Source organism: Vineibacter terrae (assembly GCF_008039615.1).
Taxonomy (GTDB): domain Bacteria; phylum Pseudomonadota; class Alphaproteobacteria; order Reyranellales; family Reyranellaceae; genus Vineibacter; species Vineibacter terrae.
In genome coordinates this window covers 125161-140931 of sequence record NZ_VDUZ01000011.1, presented here as the reverse complement: position 1 = coordinate 140931, position 15771 = coordinate 125161, and the positions used below count along the sequence as shown (strand labels likewise).

The 15771-nt window shown below is 65.3% G+C and carries 17 protein-coding genes; 8 read left to right on the top strand and 9 right to left on the bottom strand.

Features of this window, described 5'->3' with window-relative positions; translation table 11 throughout:
- The first annotated feature begins 36 nt into the window (after window positions 1-36).
- The 5 genes from FHP25_RS12255 (at window position 37) to FHP25_RS12235 (ending at window position 4580) form a co-directional block, all read left to right on the top strand.
- The gene (locus FHP25_RS12255; protein ID WP_147847215.1) at window positions 37-780 is read left to right on the top strand and encodes a maleate cis-trans isomerase family protein; all 744 of its coding nucleotides are present in this window, start codon (window positions 37-39) and stop codon (window positions 778-780) included.
- 25 nt (window positions 781-805) lie between these two features.
- Entirely contained in the window at window positions 806-1447 is a 642-nt protein-coding gene (locus FHP25_RS12250; RefSeq protein ID WP_231712307.1) for an isochorismatase family protein, read from the top strand.
- Window positions 1444-2322 carry an isocitrate lyase/PEP mutase family protein gene (locus FHP25_RS12245; RefSeq protein ID WP_147847213.1) on the top strand — a complete coding sequence of 293 codons (879 nt, stop codon included), beginning with the start codon at window positions 1444-1446 and terminating at the stop codon, window positions 2320-2322. Before FHP25_RS12250 ends, FHP25_RS12245 begins: the two co-directional genes overlap by 4 nt.
- A gap of 146 nt (window positions 2323-2468) precedes the next feature.
- Entirely contained in the window at window positions 2469-3326 is an 858-nt protein-coding gene (locus FHP25_RS12240) for a TauD/TfdA dioxygenase family protein (protein WP_147847212.1), read from the top strand.
- Window positions 3327-3365: 39 nt separating this feature from the next.
- The gene (locus FHP25_RS12235) at window positions 3366-4580 is read left to right on the top strand and encodes an MFS transporter (RefSeq protein WP_147847211.1); all 1215 of its coding nucleotides are present in this window, start codon (window positions 3366-3368) and stop codon (window positions 4578-4580) included.
- A gap of 6 nt (window positions 4581-4586) precedes the next feature.
- Here FHP25_RS12235 and FHP25_RS12230 read toward each other — a convergent pair whose 3' ends face one another.
- From FHP25_RS12230 to FHP25_RS12220, 3 genes are read right to left on the bottom strand one after another with little or no spacing between them, the layout of a single operon-like run.
- Window positions 4587-6119, bottom strand: a complete 1533-nt coding sequence (locus tag FHP25_RS12230) for an acyl-CoA carboxylase subunit beta (protein WP_178133477.1) — start codon at window positions 6117-6119, stop codon at window positions 4587-4589.
- 10 nt (window positions 6120-6129) lie between these two features.
- Window positions 6130-7104 (bottom strand): Bug family tripartite tricarboxylate transporter substrate binding protein, encoded by a 975-nt coding sequence (locus FHP25_RS12225; protein ID WP_178133476.1) that lies wholly within the window; start codon window positions 7102-7104, stop codon window positions 6130-6132.
- A 43-nt stretch (window positions 7105-7147) separates the two neighbouring features.
- On the bottom strand, window positions 7148-7858 hold the full coding sequence (locus FHP25_RS12220; protein ID WP_147847208.1) for a TetR/AcrR family transcriptional regulator: 711 nt from the start codon (window positions 7856-7858) through the stop codon (window positions 7148-7150).
- A gap of 101 nt (window positions 7859-7959) precedes the next feature.
- Between FHP25_RS12220 and FHP25_RS12215 the strand changes: the two genes are divergently transcribed.
- On the top strand, window positions 7960-8199 hold the full coding sequence (locus FHP25_RS12215; RefSeq protein ID WP_178133465.1) for a hypothetical protein: 240 nt from the start codon (window positions 7960-7962) through the stop codon (window positions 8197-8199).
- A 603-nt stretch (window positions 8200-8802) separates the two neighbouring features.
- Here FHP25_RS12215 and FHP25_RS12205 read toward each other — a convergent pair.
- A complete protein-coding gene (locus FHP25_RS12205; protein ID WP_147847206.1) occupies window positions 8803-11175 on the bottom strand; it encodes an ATP-binding protein in 2373 nt (790 codons plus the stop codon).
- 197 nt (window positions 11176-11372) lie between these two features.
- Between FHP25_RS12205 and FHP25_RS12200 the strand changes: the two genes are divergently transcribed.
- Complete coding sequence (locus FHP25_RS12200) at window positions 11373-11582, top strand: hypothetical protein (RefSeq protein ID WP_147847205.1); 210 nt, start codon at window positions 11373-11375, stop codon at window positions 11580-11582.
- A gap of 67 nt (window positions 11583-11649) precedes the next feature.
- Here FHP25_RS12200 and FHP25_RS12195 read toward each other — a convergent pair whose 3' ends face one another.
- From FHP25_RS12195 to FHP25_RS12185, 3 genes are all read right to left on the bottom strand, one after another.
- Window positions 11650-12039: a PIN domain-containing protein gene (locus FHP25_RS12195; RefSeq protein WP_147847204.1), complete on the bottom strand. Its 390-nt coding sequence runs from the start codon at window positions 12037-12039 to the stop codon at window positions 11650-11652.
- A complete protein-coding gene (locus tag FHP25_RS12190) occupies window positions 12036-12335 on the bottom strand; it encodes a hypothetical protein (RefSeq protein WP_147847203.1) in 300 nt (99 codons plus the stop codon). The genes FHP25_RS12195 and FHP25_RS12190 overlap by 4 nt, the downstream gene beginning before the upstream one ends.
- A 264-nt stretch (window positions 12336-12599) precedes the next feature.
- On the bottom strand, window positions 12600-12890 hold the full coding sequence (locus FHP25_RS12185) for an addiction module antidote protein (protein ID WP_147847202.1): 291 nt from the start codon (window positions 12888-12890) through the stop codon (window positions 12600-12602).
- Window positions 12891-13535: 645 nt separating this feature from the next.
- Between FHP25_RS12185 and FHP25_RS12180 the strand changes: the two genes are divergently transcribed.
- The gene (locus tag FHP25_RS12180; protein ID WP_147847201.1) at window positions 13536-14186 is read left to right on the top strand and encodes a glutathione S-transferase family protein; all 651 of its coding nucleotides are present in this window, start codon (window positions 13536-13538) and stop codon (window positions 14184-14186) included.
- A 7-nt stretch (window positions 14187-14193) separates the two neighbouring features.
- On the opposite strand, the gene FHP25_RS12175 is transcribed toward FHP25_RS12180, so the two are convergent.
- Window positions 14194-14496, bottom strand: coding sequence for an alkylphosphonate utilization protein (locus FHP25_RS12175; protein WP_147847200.1), 303 nt, complete (start codon window positions 14494-14496; stop codon window positions 14194-14196).
- A gap of 212 nt (window positions 14497-14708) precedes the next feature.
- Window positions 14709-15497, bottom strand: coding sequence for a class I SAM-dependent methyltransferase (locus tag FHP25_RS12170; RefSeq protein WP_147847199.1), 789 nt, complete (start codon window positions 15495-15497; stop codon window positions 14709-14711).
- Window positions 15498-15771: the final 274 nt, after the last annotated feature.

Here is a 15771-nt window from a genome sequence, read left to right as displayed (position 1 = left end):
CGGGAGTCCGCCCGCGCCCGGCGAAGGAGACAGGCCATGACCGATTCGCTGGGCTGGCGGAAGAAGCTCGGCATCCTCGTGCCCTCGACGAACACGAGCGTGCAGCCGGAATTCGATTCGATGCGCCCGCACGGCGTCACGAACCACATCAGCCGGATCCGCATCCCGAACATTCCGTTGCGCAACGACGCCGATTTCAGCGAGCTCATCCGCCTGATCGGCGCGGCGCAGACCGAGGCGGTGGACAGCATCATGTCGTGCGAGCCGGATCGCCTGGTGCTCGGAATCTCGGCCGAGACGTTCTGGGACGGGCTGGAAGCCAGCCGCAGGCTCAAGCGCGAGCTCGAGGAGCATAGCCGGCTCGCGGTCTCGATGGGCGCCGATGCGTGCCAGGTGGCGCTGCGCCTCTACGGCGCCAAGCGCCTGGGAGTCGTCACGCCTTACCAGCCGGTTGGCGATCGCAACGTCGTGCGCTTCTTCGAGGAATGCGGCTTCTCGGTGGCGAAGATCATCGGCCTCAAGTGCGACAGCCCGGTATCGATCGCGCATGTGAGCGAGGCCCGGCTCGCGGAAGCGATCCGGCAGGTCGACGGGCCCGGCGTCGATGCCATCGTCCAGGTCGGGACCAACCTCGCGATGGCGCGGCTGGCAGGATTCGCCGAAGTCTGGCTGGGCAAGCCCGTGATGGCCATCAACACCGCGATCTACTGGCATGCGCTGCGCGAGTCGGGCATCGACGACAAGGTGGCCGGATGGGGCTCCCTGCTGCTCGACCATTGAGCGCTGCAACCGGAGGAGAAGCGTGGTGAGCGACAGCGATCTCGCGCAGGACTATGCCAAGGCCGGCTTTCGCGGCCGGCTCGGATTCGGACGCCGCCCGGCGCTGGTCCTGGTCGACCTCGTCCAGGCCTATTTCGAGCCCGGCTCGCCGCTGCATGCCCCCGCGGTCGAGCCCGCACGGCAGTCGTCGGTGCGGCTGCTCGCCGCCGCGCGGCAGGCCGGCGTCCTGATCGCGTTCACACGCGTCGTCTATCGGGCCGGCGGCGCCGATGGCGGCGTCTTCTTCCGCAAGGTCAAGGCGCTGTCCGTGTTCGAGGAAGGCTCCGCCCTGGGCGCCTTCGCGGCCGGGATCGAGCCCGCCCCCGGTGAGCTCATCATCACAAAGCAGTACGCGAGCGCCTTCTTCGGCACCTCGCTCGCCGCGTCGTTGACCGCCGCATCCATCGACACCGTGATCATCACCGGCGTGACCACCAGCGGCTGCGTCCGGGCGACGGCCGTCGACGCCATGCAGAATGGATTCATTCCGGTCGTGATCCGGGATGCCGTCGGGGATCGCGACGCGCGGCCGCACGAAGCCAACCTGTTCGACCTCGAGAGCAAGTACGCCGACGTCGTCGGCGAGAGCGAAGCCCTGTCCTACCTCGAAGCACTGTCAACCAGATGAGCCTGCCAAAGCCAGCCCAGCTGCGCCAAACGCTGCAGCGCGGCACATTCGTCTCCGCCCCGGGGGTCTTCGATCTCATCTCGGCCAAGATCGCCGACGGCATGGGATTTTCGGCCCTGTACATGACGGGCTACGGCACCGTCGCCTCGCACCTGGGCCTGCCGGATGCCGGGCTCGCCACGTACAGCGACATGGTTGGCCGCGTCGAGCGGATCGCCGCGATGACGCGAACGCCGCTGATCGCCGACGGCGACACCGGATACGGGGGTCTGCTCAATGTCCGTCATACCGTGCGCGGCTACGAGGCTGCCGGTGCCGCGGCGATCCAGCTCGAGGACCAGGAGTTCCCCAAGAAATGCGGGCACACGCCGGGCCGCCGTGTGATTGCGGCCGAAGCCATGGTCCGCAAGATCGGCGTGGCCGCCGAAAGCCGGCGCTCGGACGATTTCCTCATCATCGCCCGCACCGACGCGCGCACCTCGCTCGGCCTCGACGAGGCGCTGCGCCGGGCCGCGCTGTACCAGAAGGCGGGAGCCGACATCCTGTTCATCGAAAGCCCCGAAAGCGAGGTGGAGATGGCCCGCATCGGCGCCAGCTTCGACGTGCCGCTGCTCGCCAACATGGTCGAAGGCGGCCGCACGCCGATCCTTTCCAAGGCTCGGCTCATCGAGCTCGGCTACCGCCTGGCCATTTTCCCGGCTCTCGGCTTTCTCGCCGCCGGCGAGGCCTTGCGCGCCGCCTACGAAGCCCTGCGCCGTGACGGATCCAGCGCCGGACTTGGCCAGCCCCTGTACCCGTTCACCGATTTCTCACGACTCATGGGCTTCGAAGAGGTCTGGGCATTCGAGCGGGACCACGCGGAAACACAGGGGTAGACGGCTGCCGGCGAGCCCCGCGGGAAGGCGTTCAGCTCACTGCGCACGGCATAGCGGGCATGCAATGAGTCCGAAGCCCGCAATTGCGGGTGGCGACACGAACGCCGATGATCCATCGTGTCTCGAAAGAGACCGGAGGAAACGACATGGCGCGTCCGTTCGACATCGAGCCGCTGGACGCCACGTTCGGCGCCGTGGTGCGCGGCGTGAAGGTCGCCGCGCTGGACGACGTCACCTGGCGGGCGCTGCACGACGCCTGGCTGCAATACGCGCTGCTGATCTTTCCCGGCCAGCATCTGAGCCGCGAGGCGCAGATCGCGTTCGCCAAGCGCTTCGGGCCGCTGGAGTTCGAGATGGCGCCGATCAGCAACGTCCGGGCTGACGGCAGCGTCCGCGCCGAGGCCGAGAACGACGACGTCATCAAGGTGCTCAAGGGCAACATGGGCTGGCACTGCGACAGCACCTACATGCCGGTGCAGGCCAAGGGCGCGGTGTTCAGCGCCGAGGTGGTGCCGGGCGCCGGCGGCCAGACCGGCTGGGCCGACATGCGGGCCGCCTACGATGCCCTGGACGGCGACCTGCGCGCCAGGATCGAGAACCTTTCCGCCTATCACTCGCTTTACTACAGCCAGGCCAAGCTCGACCATCGGCCGAGCAAAAGCAGCGCCTATAGCGGCTACGGCTTCCATGACGGGCCCGTGCCGCTGCGGCCGCTGGTGAAGGTGCATCCCGAAACCGGCCGCAAGTCGCTGCTGATCGGCCGCCACGCCCACAACATCCCGGGCATGGATGCCGACGAGTCGACCCGCCTGCTGCAGTCGCTGGTGGACTTCGCCTGCCGGCCGCCGCGCATCTACCACCATCACTGGACGGCGGGCGATACCGTGGTGTGGGACAATCGCTGCCTGCTGCACCAGGCAACGCCATGGGACATGACCCAGCCGCGCGTGATGTGGCACAGCCGCATCGCCGGCGACCCGGCGAGCGAAGCCGCCCTGGCCTGACGCACTTCTTTTCCCTCTTCCCTGATCGGTTGCGGACACATGCAACACGTGCGTGGCGTTGATTCCGGATATGCTTGGCTGCGTCTCGTCGCCAGCCTGGCGCTCAGCACCTTCGGCGGCATCGGCATGTGGAGCATCGTCGTGGCGCTGCCGGTGGTGCAGGCCGATTTCGGCGTGTCGCGCGCCGACATCTCCTTCGCCTACACCACGACCATGCTCGGCTTCTGCGCCGGCGGCGTCTGCATGGGCTGGCTGGTCGACACCAAGGGCATCACGCCGGCCGTGATCCTGAGCGCGATCCTGCTGGCGCTGGGCTTCGCCGGCGCCGGGCTGGCGCCAACGGCCGGCTGGTTCGCCGCGGCGCAGGGACTGCTGATCGGCTTCGGCTCCGCCGTCACCTTCGCGCCGCTCGTGGCCGACGCCTCGCACTGGTTCGAGAAGCGCCGCGGCGTCGCGGTCGCGATCTGCGCCTCGGGCAACTACCTGGCGGGCGCCATCTGGCCGCCGCTGATCGGTCTGGCCATGCGCGATCACGGCTGGCGCCTCACCTATTTCGGCGCCGGCGCGATCTGCCTCCTCAGCATGCTGCCGCTGGCGCTGACCTTGCGCCGGCCGCCGCCGTTCCATGCCGATGCGTCGGCCGGCGCCACGGCGGCGACGCCCCGGCGCGCCATCGCGCTGTCGCCGGGCGCCCTGCAGGCCCTGATCGCCGTCGCCGGCCTCGCCTGCTGCGTCGCGATGTCGATGCCGCAGGTCCACATCGTGGCCTATTGCGCCGACCTTGGCTACGGCGTGGCGCGCGGCGCGGAGATGCTGTCGCTGATGCTGGGCTTCGGCATCATCAGCCGCCTCGTCTCGGGCTGGATCTCCGACCGTGCCGGCGGTGTCGTGACCCTGCTGCTCGGCTCGGTGCTGCAGACCATCGCGCTGATCTTCTACACGGTCTCCGACACGCTGACCTCGCTCTACGTCGCATCCGCCCTGTTCGGCCTGTTCCAGGGCGGGCTGGTGCCGAGCTACGCCATGATCGTGCGCGAATATTTCCCGGCCAAGGAAGCCGGCGTGCGGGTCGGCATCGCCATGTCGTCGACCATCATCGGCATGGCGCTGGGCGGCTGGATGGGCGGCGTGATCTTCGACATGACCGGCTCGTACCGCGCCGCCTTCCTCAACGGCATCGCCTGGAACATCGCCAACGCCGCCATCGGCTGGTGGCTGCTGGCGCGTCAGAGCCGGCAGCCCGTGCCGGCCTGACCAGGCTCAGAACGACATCGGCGGCCAGTTGGCGAGGCGGTGCTCACCGATGCCGCCGGTGAGCGCGCGGCCGTGGATCGCCAGCCGCGATATCAGGTAGGCGCGCGTGTCGCGCGGATCGATCACGGCATGCGCCAGGTAGGGCGCCGCGAGGTTGTAGGGCGTCGTGTCCGCCGCCACCTCCGCCATGAGCTGCTCCTGGGACTTGCCGTCGCCGTCCTGGCGCCCGGCGAAGACGACGCTGACCGCCACCTGCGGGTCCATGAAGCTGATCTCGGACGAGAACCACGCCGCCGTCTCGTCGCCCTTGCCGCCGCCCATGTTGATGTAGGCCTGGCCGAAGCTCTTGCGCAGGACCAGCGCCAGCTTGGGCACCGTCGCCTCCTCCAGCGCCGCGAGGAAGTTCATGATCCGCCCCGCCATGCCGCGGCGCTCGGCTTCGCCGCCGATCAGGAAGCCCGGCGTGTCGGCCATCATGATCAGCGGCACGTTGAAGCTGTCGCACAGCACGATGAAGCTGGTGATCTTGGAGCACGCCTCGGCATCGAGCGCGCCGCCCTTGACGCGGGGGTTGGTCGCGATCACGCCGACCGTCTGCCCACCCAGCCGCGCCAGCCCGGTGACGGCGGCGCGCGCGAAGCGCTCCTTCAGCGCGAAGAAGCTGCCGGGGTCGACGATCGCCTCGATGGCGCGGCGCACGTCGTAGGTCTTGCGCCGCTCATCCGGCACGAGGTCCGGCAGGCGCCTTGCGGCATCGTCGGCGCCGGCCGGCACCGGGGCGCGCGGCGGCGCGGCGCGATGATGGTCGGGCAGGTACGACAGGAAGCGCCGGATCGCATCCAGCGCCTCCTCGTCGCTGTCGACCACCAGGTCGGCCAGGCCGGTGACCTCGCTGTGCACCGGCCAGCCGCCGAGATCCTCGGGTGTCTCGGCCTCGGCGATGGAGCTCGACGTGACATTGGGGCTCGACACCGCCATCACCGCGCCGCGGCGCATCACGGTGAAGTCGGACAGCACGCACACGAAGGCGCCGCGGCCGTAGGTCGCGCCGAGCACGCCCGCCGCCGTGGGCACGATGCGCGGCCGGAAGTAGCGGCCGGACTCGCCGCCGGCGCCGATGCCCGAGGCGCCCATCACGTCGGGGATGCGGCCGCCGCCGCATTCCATCAGGTTGATCAGGGGATGGCCGTTGGCGATGCACAGATCGCGGATGTGATTGTACTTCTTGATCTGGACCCGTCCCGACGACGCCGCCATCGTCGAGAAGTCGGCCGAGTTGATGCCCATCAGCCGGCCATCGACGCTGCCGAAGCCGCAGACGGCGGCATCGGTCGGGGTGCGCTCGCGCATGGCGGGGTTCAAGCCTGTCGCGAACAGGCCGAACTCCTCGAAGCTGCCCGGCGCCACGAGATGCGCGACGCGTTCCCGGGCATTGAGGATGCCCTGCGCCTTGCGCGCCGCCAGATGGCGGGCCGAGCCCATGGCCAGGGCCTTGTCGCGCCGATGCCGGAACTCGGCCAGTTTGGAGTCGAAGCTCACGGACCTCTCCTCACCCATCCATCTTCACGCCTGAAGCCGTCACCACCGGCTGCCAGCGCGCCTTGTCGCCGGCCATCCGCTCGCGCAGCGCCTCGCCGCTGCCGCCGCCGACCATGAAGCCGGTGCGGATCATGCGGTCGCGCACGGCCGGATCCGTCAGGGCTGCGTTGATGGCTCCGTTCCATGCGGCGCGCAGCGGCTCGGGCGTGCCGGGCGGCGCGAAGAACCCGAACCACGGCTCGCTCACCAGATCCTTGTGGCCCAGCTCGACGAAGGTCTGGACATCGGGCAGCGACACGTCGCGCTGGCCGGAGGACACGGCCAGGACCTGCATGCGCCCGGCCTTGTGCGGCTCGGCGAAATCCGACGTCACGCCGATCGCCAGCGGCACGTGGCCGCCCATGACCGCGCTGTTGAGCTCGGCGCCGCCCTTGAAAGGCACGTATTGCAGGTCGACACCGAGGACCTGCTTCATCATGGCGCCGAACAGGTGCGAGATGCTGCCCAGGCCCGAGCCGCCATACAGCAGCTTGGTCGGGTTGGCGCGCGCCCAGGCCAGGAAATCGGGCCATGTCTTGACGCCGGTGTTGGGCGCCACCGCAAAGCCCAATGAGTAGCTGACACAATGCGCGACCGGATCGACGTCGGTCATGAAGTCGAACCTGGCGCGGCTGTTGACCATCGGCAGCAGCACCGCGCCGGTCATCGGCACCATGGCGATGGTGGTGCCGTCGGGCGCCGCCCGGCGCAGGGCGTCGATCGCCACCAGGCCGGTCGCGCCGGGCTGGTTGACGACGATCACGTTGCGCCCCAGCGTCTTGGCGGCATGCTCCGACACCAGCCGGGCAATGAAATCGCCGGCGCCGCCGGGCGGATACCCGAAGATCACCCGCAGGTTGGTGTCCGGCAGCGGCGTGGCGCGCAGGGGCGCCGCCCACAACACCGGAAGCGCGGCGGTTGCCGCGAGAAGACCTCGACGTTTCATCACAATTCCCTCCTGAAAGACGATGGGGCGCGCCCAAGCGGCCTCAGGCGCGCGCGCTTCTTGCGCGCCGGCGCTTGGGCGCATCCCGCAAGGCGCGGGCCGGCTGCTTGCGCTGCCCGCTCGCGTGCGGCGGCGCCAGGCCGCGATGCACCATGGCGACCAGCACAGCCTTGGCGGCGGGCAGGTCGATCGCCGCGGGATCGATCAGCCATAGCGTGATCATGCCGCGCAGCGCGCCGAGGATGACCGTCGCGTGGTCCTGCACGTCGATGCGGGCATCGATCTCGCCGGCCTGCCGCGCCTCGCGCAGATGGCGCACGAAGCCGGCACGGTAGGCGCGGCCGAGCTCGGCTATGTGCCCATGCAGCTCGGGCGCGACGGTCAGCGATTCCATGTAGAGCAGATAGAGCGCGCGCACGGCATCGGGGCTGCGCGCCGCGCCGTTGAGGTGGGCTTCGATGCGGGCTGCCACGGCCGCCAGGCCGGTCTTGCCGCCGACATCGATCGCGAGCTGCTCCTGGAACGCCTCCTCCGTGCGGCTGATGAGGCTGTCCAGCAGGGCGCCCTTGGTCCCGAAGCGCTCGCTGGGCAGGCCGCGGCTGTAGCCGGCGGCGACACCGATGTCGGCCAGCGTCGTGCCGGCGGCACCGTTGCGCGCGATCAGCCGCATGGCGGCGCCGAGGATCCGCCGATCGGACTCGGCGCGGCGATCCCCCTGGGTGCGCCGCACCGCCGGCTGCGAAGTTGGGTTCATGGTCACTTACTTGTTGGTCAACCATGAACCTATCAGCAATCCCCCCGCGATCAAGGAAAGATGGTAGGCTGCCGGCCGCCGACGTGGATGCGGAGGCCGGATTGCGCTGGATCATTCGTTTCTCGATCGCCTGCGTCGCCGGGATCGTGGCGATCGCCGTGCTCAGCTGGGTCGCGGTCGGCTCGCTCGACCTTGATCCGGCGGCGACCACCCCCCTGATCCTCGGGATCGTCTTCACGGTCGCCCTCGCGGTCGGCCTGATGGCGCTGGTGTTCTACAGCAGCCGCAGCGGACGGGACGACGACGCAAGCATCGACCCGCCGGACCGCAAGGGCGGATGACAGGCCCCCTGCTCGCCGCGCCCGCGTGGCGCAGGATGGCGGGTCGCTGATCCTCCTCGGAGTCGAATTGTCGACAATGCGCCGCGGGGCGGCTGCCAGAAATACCAAAAACGCTTTTCCCTTCCGATATCAATGACCTGCATGGTTTGTGGCGTTTGCCAGCAAGCGCCAGGAATGCCGGTGGCGATGCGGGACACGAGACACGCGGCATGCCAATCGCCATGACGATGCTCTCCATGACGTCCGGGTTGATGGTTGAGACAGGCGTTGCTTGACGACAGCAACCGCGATCCGGCGTTCGCAACCGAAGCAACGGCCTCGGCGGCATCGACCGGCGCCCGTCAAGCCCGGCGGCGGCTTAGCGCTGACCGGCAACGACATACCGCTTATGACGAGCGGCTTTTCGTGAGCTATCTGTGCCTTCTCGATGCCAAGGCCGAGTGCGTGAGGTGACGCGAATCGTGTTGCACCGGGATCCGATCGCCGAAGAGCTACGCACCTATCGTTTTTGGCAGAACCACCTCGAATGCGCGCAATGGCTATCGACAAATTGCCCGACAAAACAGAATAGGTCGTCACCGCTCCCATTCTGCTAGAGGTAGGCTATCCGCCTTTCTGGAGAAGGTTGAGGTTAAGCGTCCCACATCCACACCGTAGTGCTTCTTTTTTCCCTCGGTCCGGCGCAACGAAATACATCTCGCTACAGGTCTTGCATGCGAAAGCGCCCGTGAACCCACGGAAGGCGGTCACCACAGGCGTGAAGTCCTCCTTCTTGAAATTCGCCCATTCATTGAAATGGACTGCCGTATTAATCTGCCAGTTTTCGAAGCCGGTTTTGACTTTGGCCTCGGAGAAGGCGGTCTCGATCGCCGTGATGCGCTCAACGACCTCCTTCTGATTCCAAGAGTTGGCTGCGACCTTCGACTTCTTGAACAGGTCTCCGAGCATGCTGGTGGCGCTCGGAAGGAGGTCGCCGAGCACGAACTGTGCATCACCACGGAACTCCACGTTGGCACGCAAACGATCGCACGCTTCTTTCGCAAAATGCTCAAGATAGTGGCGGAGCAGCGCCGCGGCGGCGCGCACGTCGTTCTTCTCCAGATAGCCGTCTAGCTCGGCCCACACATCGCGATCGTCCCATTCGGTCGGGCCAAAGTCGACGGTCCAGGTGCGAAAATGTGCGAAATTCCGGCCTTTGATGAGGCCTTCAGACTTCATGTGCCGCAGCCAGATTTCGTCATGCGTTGTGAAGATGAACTGCGTGTTTGGAAACATCTCCTTAAGGAGAGTGCAGACTTGGCGTCTGTGGCCAGAGTCCACGGACATCAGCACGTCATCCAGGACCGCAAAGGTGAAATTCACCCCGAGCAGGTGGTTCATGAGCGCGAGGTAGAGGCACAGACCCATGCCGTCCTGATGACCCTCGCTATGGTACGCGCCCGGTGGAAAATGTCCGCGCCCATAGAAGTCCACATCGAAGCCGAGCTTGCCGATCGAGGGCATGAGCTTCGCGGTGAACGTATTTTCGTCCTCCTCGTTGATCTTCCGATAGTAGCTCGCAAATGCGGTCTCGACGTCCTTGTAGATCTTTTCCAGCGCCGCGGTCGTCACGGTGCCGTAGGTGTTCAAGACCTTGGTGCCCCGATCGGCGCGAAGCTTGCCTGCCGCAAGCTTCAGACGTGTTGTGCGATAGTGCTCGAGCCGCTCTTGTGCTAAAATAAGAAAATCGCGGGCGGCGTCCTGCTTGGTCGGTTCCGGAATCGCGGCGATCGCCGCGGCCAGCGCAGTAAGCGATGGCCCCAAGTCCGAGATGGCGTAAGCCGCTGTGAGGACCGTGCGGGTATCGTCGAGGGGCAGCAGCTTCTTAAGTTGCTGAAATCGCCCGCGAAGGACAGCTCGGAAATCGATCAGGGCGGAGGCGTCGATCTTCGGCGTGAATAGACCGGCGTGATCGATCAACGTGTTCAATGCGGTGCCAGCGGCATGCAGACTGTCGAGAATCGGCTTGCACTCGGCCTCAAGTGCGGCACGCCGCTTGCTCACATCGTCGAGGTGAGCGAGCTTTCCGGCCAGATGTCCCTGAAAGTCGTCGGGCGCGAAAGGCGTGTCACAGATCGGGCAAGCCGTGCCATCGTAAAGCTCCAAGGCCGATTTTAGAAGCGCCTCGCGCGACAGGCCGTTGAGGCTGTCAGCATCCTTGCCAAGTTCAGCGGCATTGGCATCAGCGGTCGAGCATGCCTCTTTGAACTTGTCGGCCTGAAGCGCTTGGAGCGCTTCCCGGAGCGTGGCCAAGTCGGCCGTTGCTTGAATTTTCGGGACGCGGGTAGGTGCGCTGGTGGTGGTTGTCAGGCCGTCCTTGACCGAGGTATTAGCGTCCAGATCAGTGAGCGGTGCGAGGCCAAGCAGTTCCCGTCGCGGATTGACCGCGTCGAGGACGGATGTCTTGTTGAGCTGCGCCGTATCGAGAACGGCCAGGAGATTCTTGACCGCGTCATTCTCAGCTTGCTTCAGCCCGGGAAGCTCCTTGGTGCAAGCGTTCACGATCTTCTGTAGGACGCCGCGCAGCTTCTCGATGTCGTCCAGACGGAGAAGGGACTGAACCTCCTTTGATCGCTGGCCTGGTTCAGAAAGGACGTAGCGGATCAATTCGCGACGCGAGAGCACGAATTCAGGATGAAGATTAACGCTCTCAAAGGCGGCAAGGACGTCCTTGTCGGTAGGCTTGATCTCGGGCGCGCTCACGGATTTCACGGTGCGGCAGATCTGGGCTTTCTTGTTGCCAAGGGCCGGGATAGTGACGTCCAGGGTGACCGAAGCGGCTTCCGGCTTGTTGCGGCTGTCGACATGCGGACCATGTGCCTTCACCGAAAGTCCGCCAGTGCCCGCACCTGCGAGGCGGGAGATGTTGCCCGTCAGGGCGAATTCTATTGCATCGACGATGCCGCTCTTGCCGGTACCGTTTGCTCCTCGGGCGATCTACGACTTTGTGCATTGTTTGCGACCAACGACCCCCTCGAAAAAGGGGCGCCAGAACAGCGTCAATACCGCTGCCTTGGTTTCCCACAATCTATCGGACATACTTGATGATCTGCTTTCGCTTGTGAACGCGCGAAATCCGCTCCTGACGCCAACCCCACATTATGCTACAATTGGATGTATTGAGGGGACAGCACTTGAGTACAACAGCAGACAAGGATGAGGCGATAAAGCCACCAGCAAACGTAAAGTCCGTCGCCGCCAATATTCTTGACGAGTTCTTCGCTGCCTTGGAAAAGGAGGAAGGTCTCGGCGAAGTGGCGCAAAGGCTCCGCAAGGTGGTGCTCGAAGATGGCATCTTCGCCGAACCAGCCGTTCGCGTCGCACTCTTTCCGGATGCTTCATGATCTGGATTGACAAGATACACATTAAGGAATTCCGCGGCATCCGTGAGCTGACCCTTGATCTCAAGGGTCAGAATTTCGCCGCGTGCGGACCGAACACGCAATCATTGGCACCGGCGACAGCAGCAATAATCATGTCGAGCCCACTACGGGGTCGGCCAATAGACTTCCCTTCCGCCATCAGCAGCGCCCAGATCAGTCCGGCCTTGTCGTCGAAGGGGAAGATGCGACCCGCGAAGAGCGCCTGCGGTCCCTCCGGCCCGGCAAACCAAGCATCGAGAGCATCGCGCTTCTTGCCGCGGGATTTCTCAAGGATACCACGCCGAATTTCCGCGACCGTTAGGGATGCGATGAAAAGATCCTCGTCGCGCTGAGCCGCCAGCCAAGTTAGGAGCAACTCGGACGGGTTAGGCTTGACGACATTGCTGATGATGTTGGTATCGAGAAGATAGCGCGTCACAGCTCGACGTTGCGCCCCTCTTCACGCGGGCGGGCAAAATCGAGGTCTGCACCGACGAGCGGCGACCTGCGAAGCGCAGCGAGGATACCTCCCTTCCTGGGCGGCTCACCAGCGACAGCCTGGCCGACAATTGCGCGCAACCTGGATGCATCGGTGCTGTCCTCCGCAAGACGGCGAGCCAATGAGCGGATGAGATCTCGATCCGTATCGCGCCCGAGCACTTCAAAGCGCGCCAAGCCTTTTTGGCTCAAGCGAGACCGGTAGTTCCGGATGGCGCGTCTTTGCGAGCTTCCCATGAGCACCTCCAGCCTATTAACCGGTAATATATCCAGTGAGCCGCCGGAGAGCAAGGTAGCGAACGGCCCTGTCACACCAGCAGCGGCGGGTCAGTCGATGACAGCCTGTCCGTCGGATGAGGAGCCGACGCGAGCATCGGGCAGAGGGGCGGCCTGGGAAGTTTGGACAGGGAGAAGTGGATTTTTTGGCTGAGCGGCCAATGCGGCCGCTATCAGGAGAGAGCATGACCGGACAATCGCCACGGCTGGCACGCCCTCGAGCTGTCACGACGCCGGCGTGGCCCGCAGCTGCATTCCAAGGGCCTTGACGACCTTCAGGACGGTCGCAAACTCGGGATTGCCTCCCTCGCTCAGCGCCCGGTACAAGCTCTCCCGGCTAACGCCGGTTTCACGCGCCATTTCTGTCATGCCCTTCGCACGCGCCACGACGCCGAGCGCAGCTGCGACAAATGCAGGATCACCGGTTTCAAGCGCATCCGTCAGGAATACCGCAACAGCCTCGGGGCTCGTCAGCAGCTCGGCCGGATCCAGCGACCGCGTCTTGCGCTTTGCCATAGCCAATCCTCTCAATATTGCCCTGCCAGCTGCCGCGTCCGCTTGAAGCCCCTGTCCTGCGTCCGCTCGTCCCCCCTCCGCACAGAAGAATGATGAGCGCATTCCCACGCGGTGAATTCGTCGATCTGGCGAAGCTCGACCATCGGCACACTGTAACATATAAGTTACATATGTGCAGGCCAGTACAAGGCGACCGTGTCGGGTCAGTCGCCGAGTTCCGCCAGCAGGACCGGGTGCCCATGCGCCCGCAGGAGAGGCTCACACGCGACCCCGAGACCAGCACCGTTTGGACCTAACGCGCGGCGATTGGCCAGATCTCGAGCGCCACGCCGCTGCTACTTTCGACGGTAGCGCCAATGGCCGGGCGCAAGCACGATTCTATGGAGGGCAGGCCTTCCCTGCTGCTTCAGTGCACGATTGGCGCCATTGAACACCGATGCCGGCCCGGAAACGTCGAGCTGGGCTGGCGGTGGGTTAGATCGCGAAATCCCATGGCCAAAGAAAACGAGGTCAGTTGTCGGGATCCGCGCCGGTCGTTCGTCCTCCGGAGGCAAACCGTAAGAACGGATGCCTCGCCATGAGAAAGATCACCGCAAACACGCACATCACCCTCGACAGCATCATGCGATCACACGGAGCCTTCAAATGACCCCCACCATCACCGCCTTTGAACGGTCGCCGGATCGCGGCAAGGGGCTGGCGCGTGACATGCGCGTCCGCTGGGCGCTTGAGGAAGTGGGCCAGCCTTACGACGTTCGTCTTCTTTCGTTTGGTGAGATGAAGGAGCCGGCGCATCGGGCGCTTCATCCTTTCGGGCAGATTCCGACCTATGAAGAAGGCGATCTCGCCCTGTTCGAGTCCGGCGCGATCGTGCTCCATATCGCGCAGCGCCATGCGGGCCTGCTGCCTGCGGATGCGAATTCCCGGACGCGGGCGATCGCATGGATGTTTGCCGCGCTCAACACGGTGGAGCCGCCGATCGTCGAACGCACGATGGCCACGCTACTGGAGCGCGACAAGACCTGGTTCGACGAGCGCCAGCGCATGGTCGAGGCGCGTGTCCGCGACCATCTGGGCCAACTTTCCGATCGCCTTGGCGATGCCGACTGGCTCGACGGCGCCTTCAGCGCCGGCGACCTCCTGATGGTGACGGTGCTGCAAAGGCTGAAAGGATCGGGCATGCTGGACGAATATCCGAACCTCGCCGCCTATGTCGCTCGCGGCGAAGCGCGGCCAGCCTTCAAACGTGCGTTCGATGCTCAATTGGCGGTCTTCACCGCCGCGTCGACCGCCTGATGCCTGATCAGCGCTTGCGCACGAACTCGGTGCGCAGGACCAGGCCTTTGATCGTCTCATGCCGGCAGTCGATCTCTTCCGGGTTGTCCGTGAGCCGGATCGACCTGATGACCGTCCCCCTCTTGAGCGTTTCGCCGGCGCCCTTGACCTTGAGATCCTTGATCAGGATCACGGAGTCGCCGTTGGCGAGAACGTTGCCGGACGCGTCGCAAACCTCAGCGGCCTTGGCTTTCTCCGCAGCAATCTCGGAAGCAGGCCGCCATTCGCCGGTTGCCTCGTCATAGACGTAGTCGTCGTTCTGGCCGTTCATATCTGTCCCGCGTCGTGTCCCGTCAAGCCTTGTCCCGTACCGTCATGCCGGCGGCGGGTCAGTCGATGACAGCCTCTATCCCGGATGAGGTGCCGGCGCAAACGTCGGGCAGAGGGACGGCCCGGGAAAGTTCAAGGCCAACGCGGTGTTGGCGGCGATCCGCGGCGAGAAACGGTGAGTGGGCGGAGACCTCCGATCCAGTCTTGTCGCCCCTACTTCGGCTTGCGGCCCTTTATCGCATTCGCGCGCGCGCCGTATGTGACGCCACCACCGTTCGCTGCCGACAGGCGCCGGCGCACCCGTTCCTTGAGAGCAAGCGCGTCCTGCGCGGCCATCGCGGAAATTGCGGCACCGACCGTGGATGCCTTGCTGTTGATATTCCAGAAGTCGTCAAATGCCGGGAACGTCCGCTGCACCGAAATCTCCCGGGTCTCGATGGCCTCCAATCCCGCCTGCCGCCACAAATCCTCGAGCGCCTCCATTCGCGACTTGCCTGCTTGAGGCGGACGCGGATGGGCGATGCCCATCGCGCGCATCTCTTCGAGAATGGGATCCAGGGGAAATCCACCATCGATCATGTCCCAGACATACGTCGCGATCAGGCCGCCCGGGCGGACCACGCGGACCATCTCGGCCATGCCCTTCGCGGGATCCGACACGAACACGATGACCAGCGCCATGACGGCCGCATCGAACGCGGCCTCAGCGAACGGCAGCGCCATGGCGTCACCGTTCTGAAACGTCGCCACGCGAGCCGCAGGTCGCGTGCGTGCATACGCAAGCTGACCGTCCGAAGGATCAACGCCGTGCACCTCAACGGGACCGCATCGCTCGATGAGCAGCTCCGTAAACGCACCATTGCCGCAACCGATGTCGATCCATTTCAAACCGGATGGCGGGGACAACCAATCGAGAAACTCATCCCCCGCAAGACGGCTCCAGACTCCCATCACTTCTTCATACGTGGCGCCGTCTTCGAAACGAACTGGTCCCCCAGCCATGGCTGAACTCCTGCCTGTCGTGGAAACATTGCTACGACGGAAGTACAGTCACTCGCTCCCCTGCATACCTCATGATATCCCCCCACTGCTCCCACCTGTCCAGAACTGCCGTAAAGGGAGACAGACGACACCCGCGGCGGCTCACGCCCAGAGCCGAGACCACGATTCGCATATCGCTGTCATCCCGAGCGCCAGCGAGGGACCTCCTGCGGCACGGCGCACGGTGCGGTATTCGCGGGAGATCCCTCGCTACGCTCGGGATGACGGTAGGGGC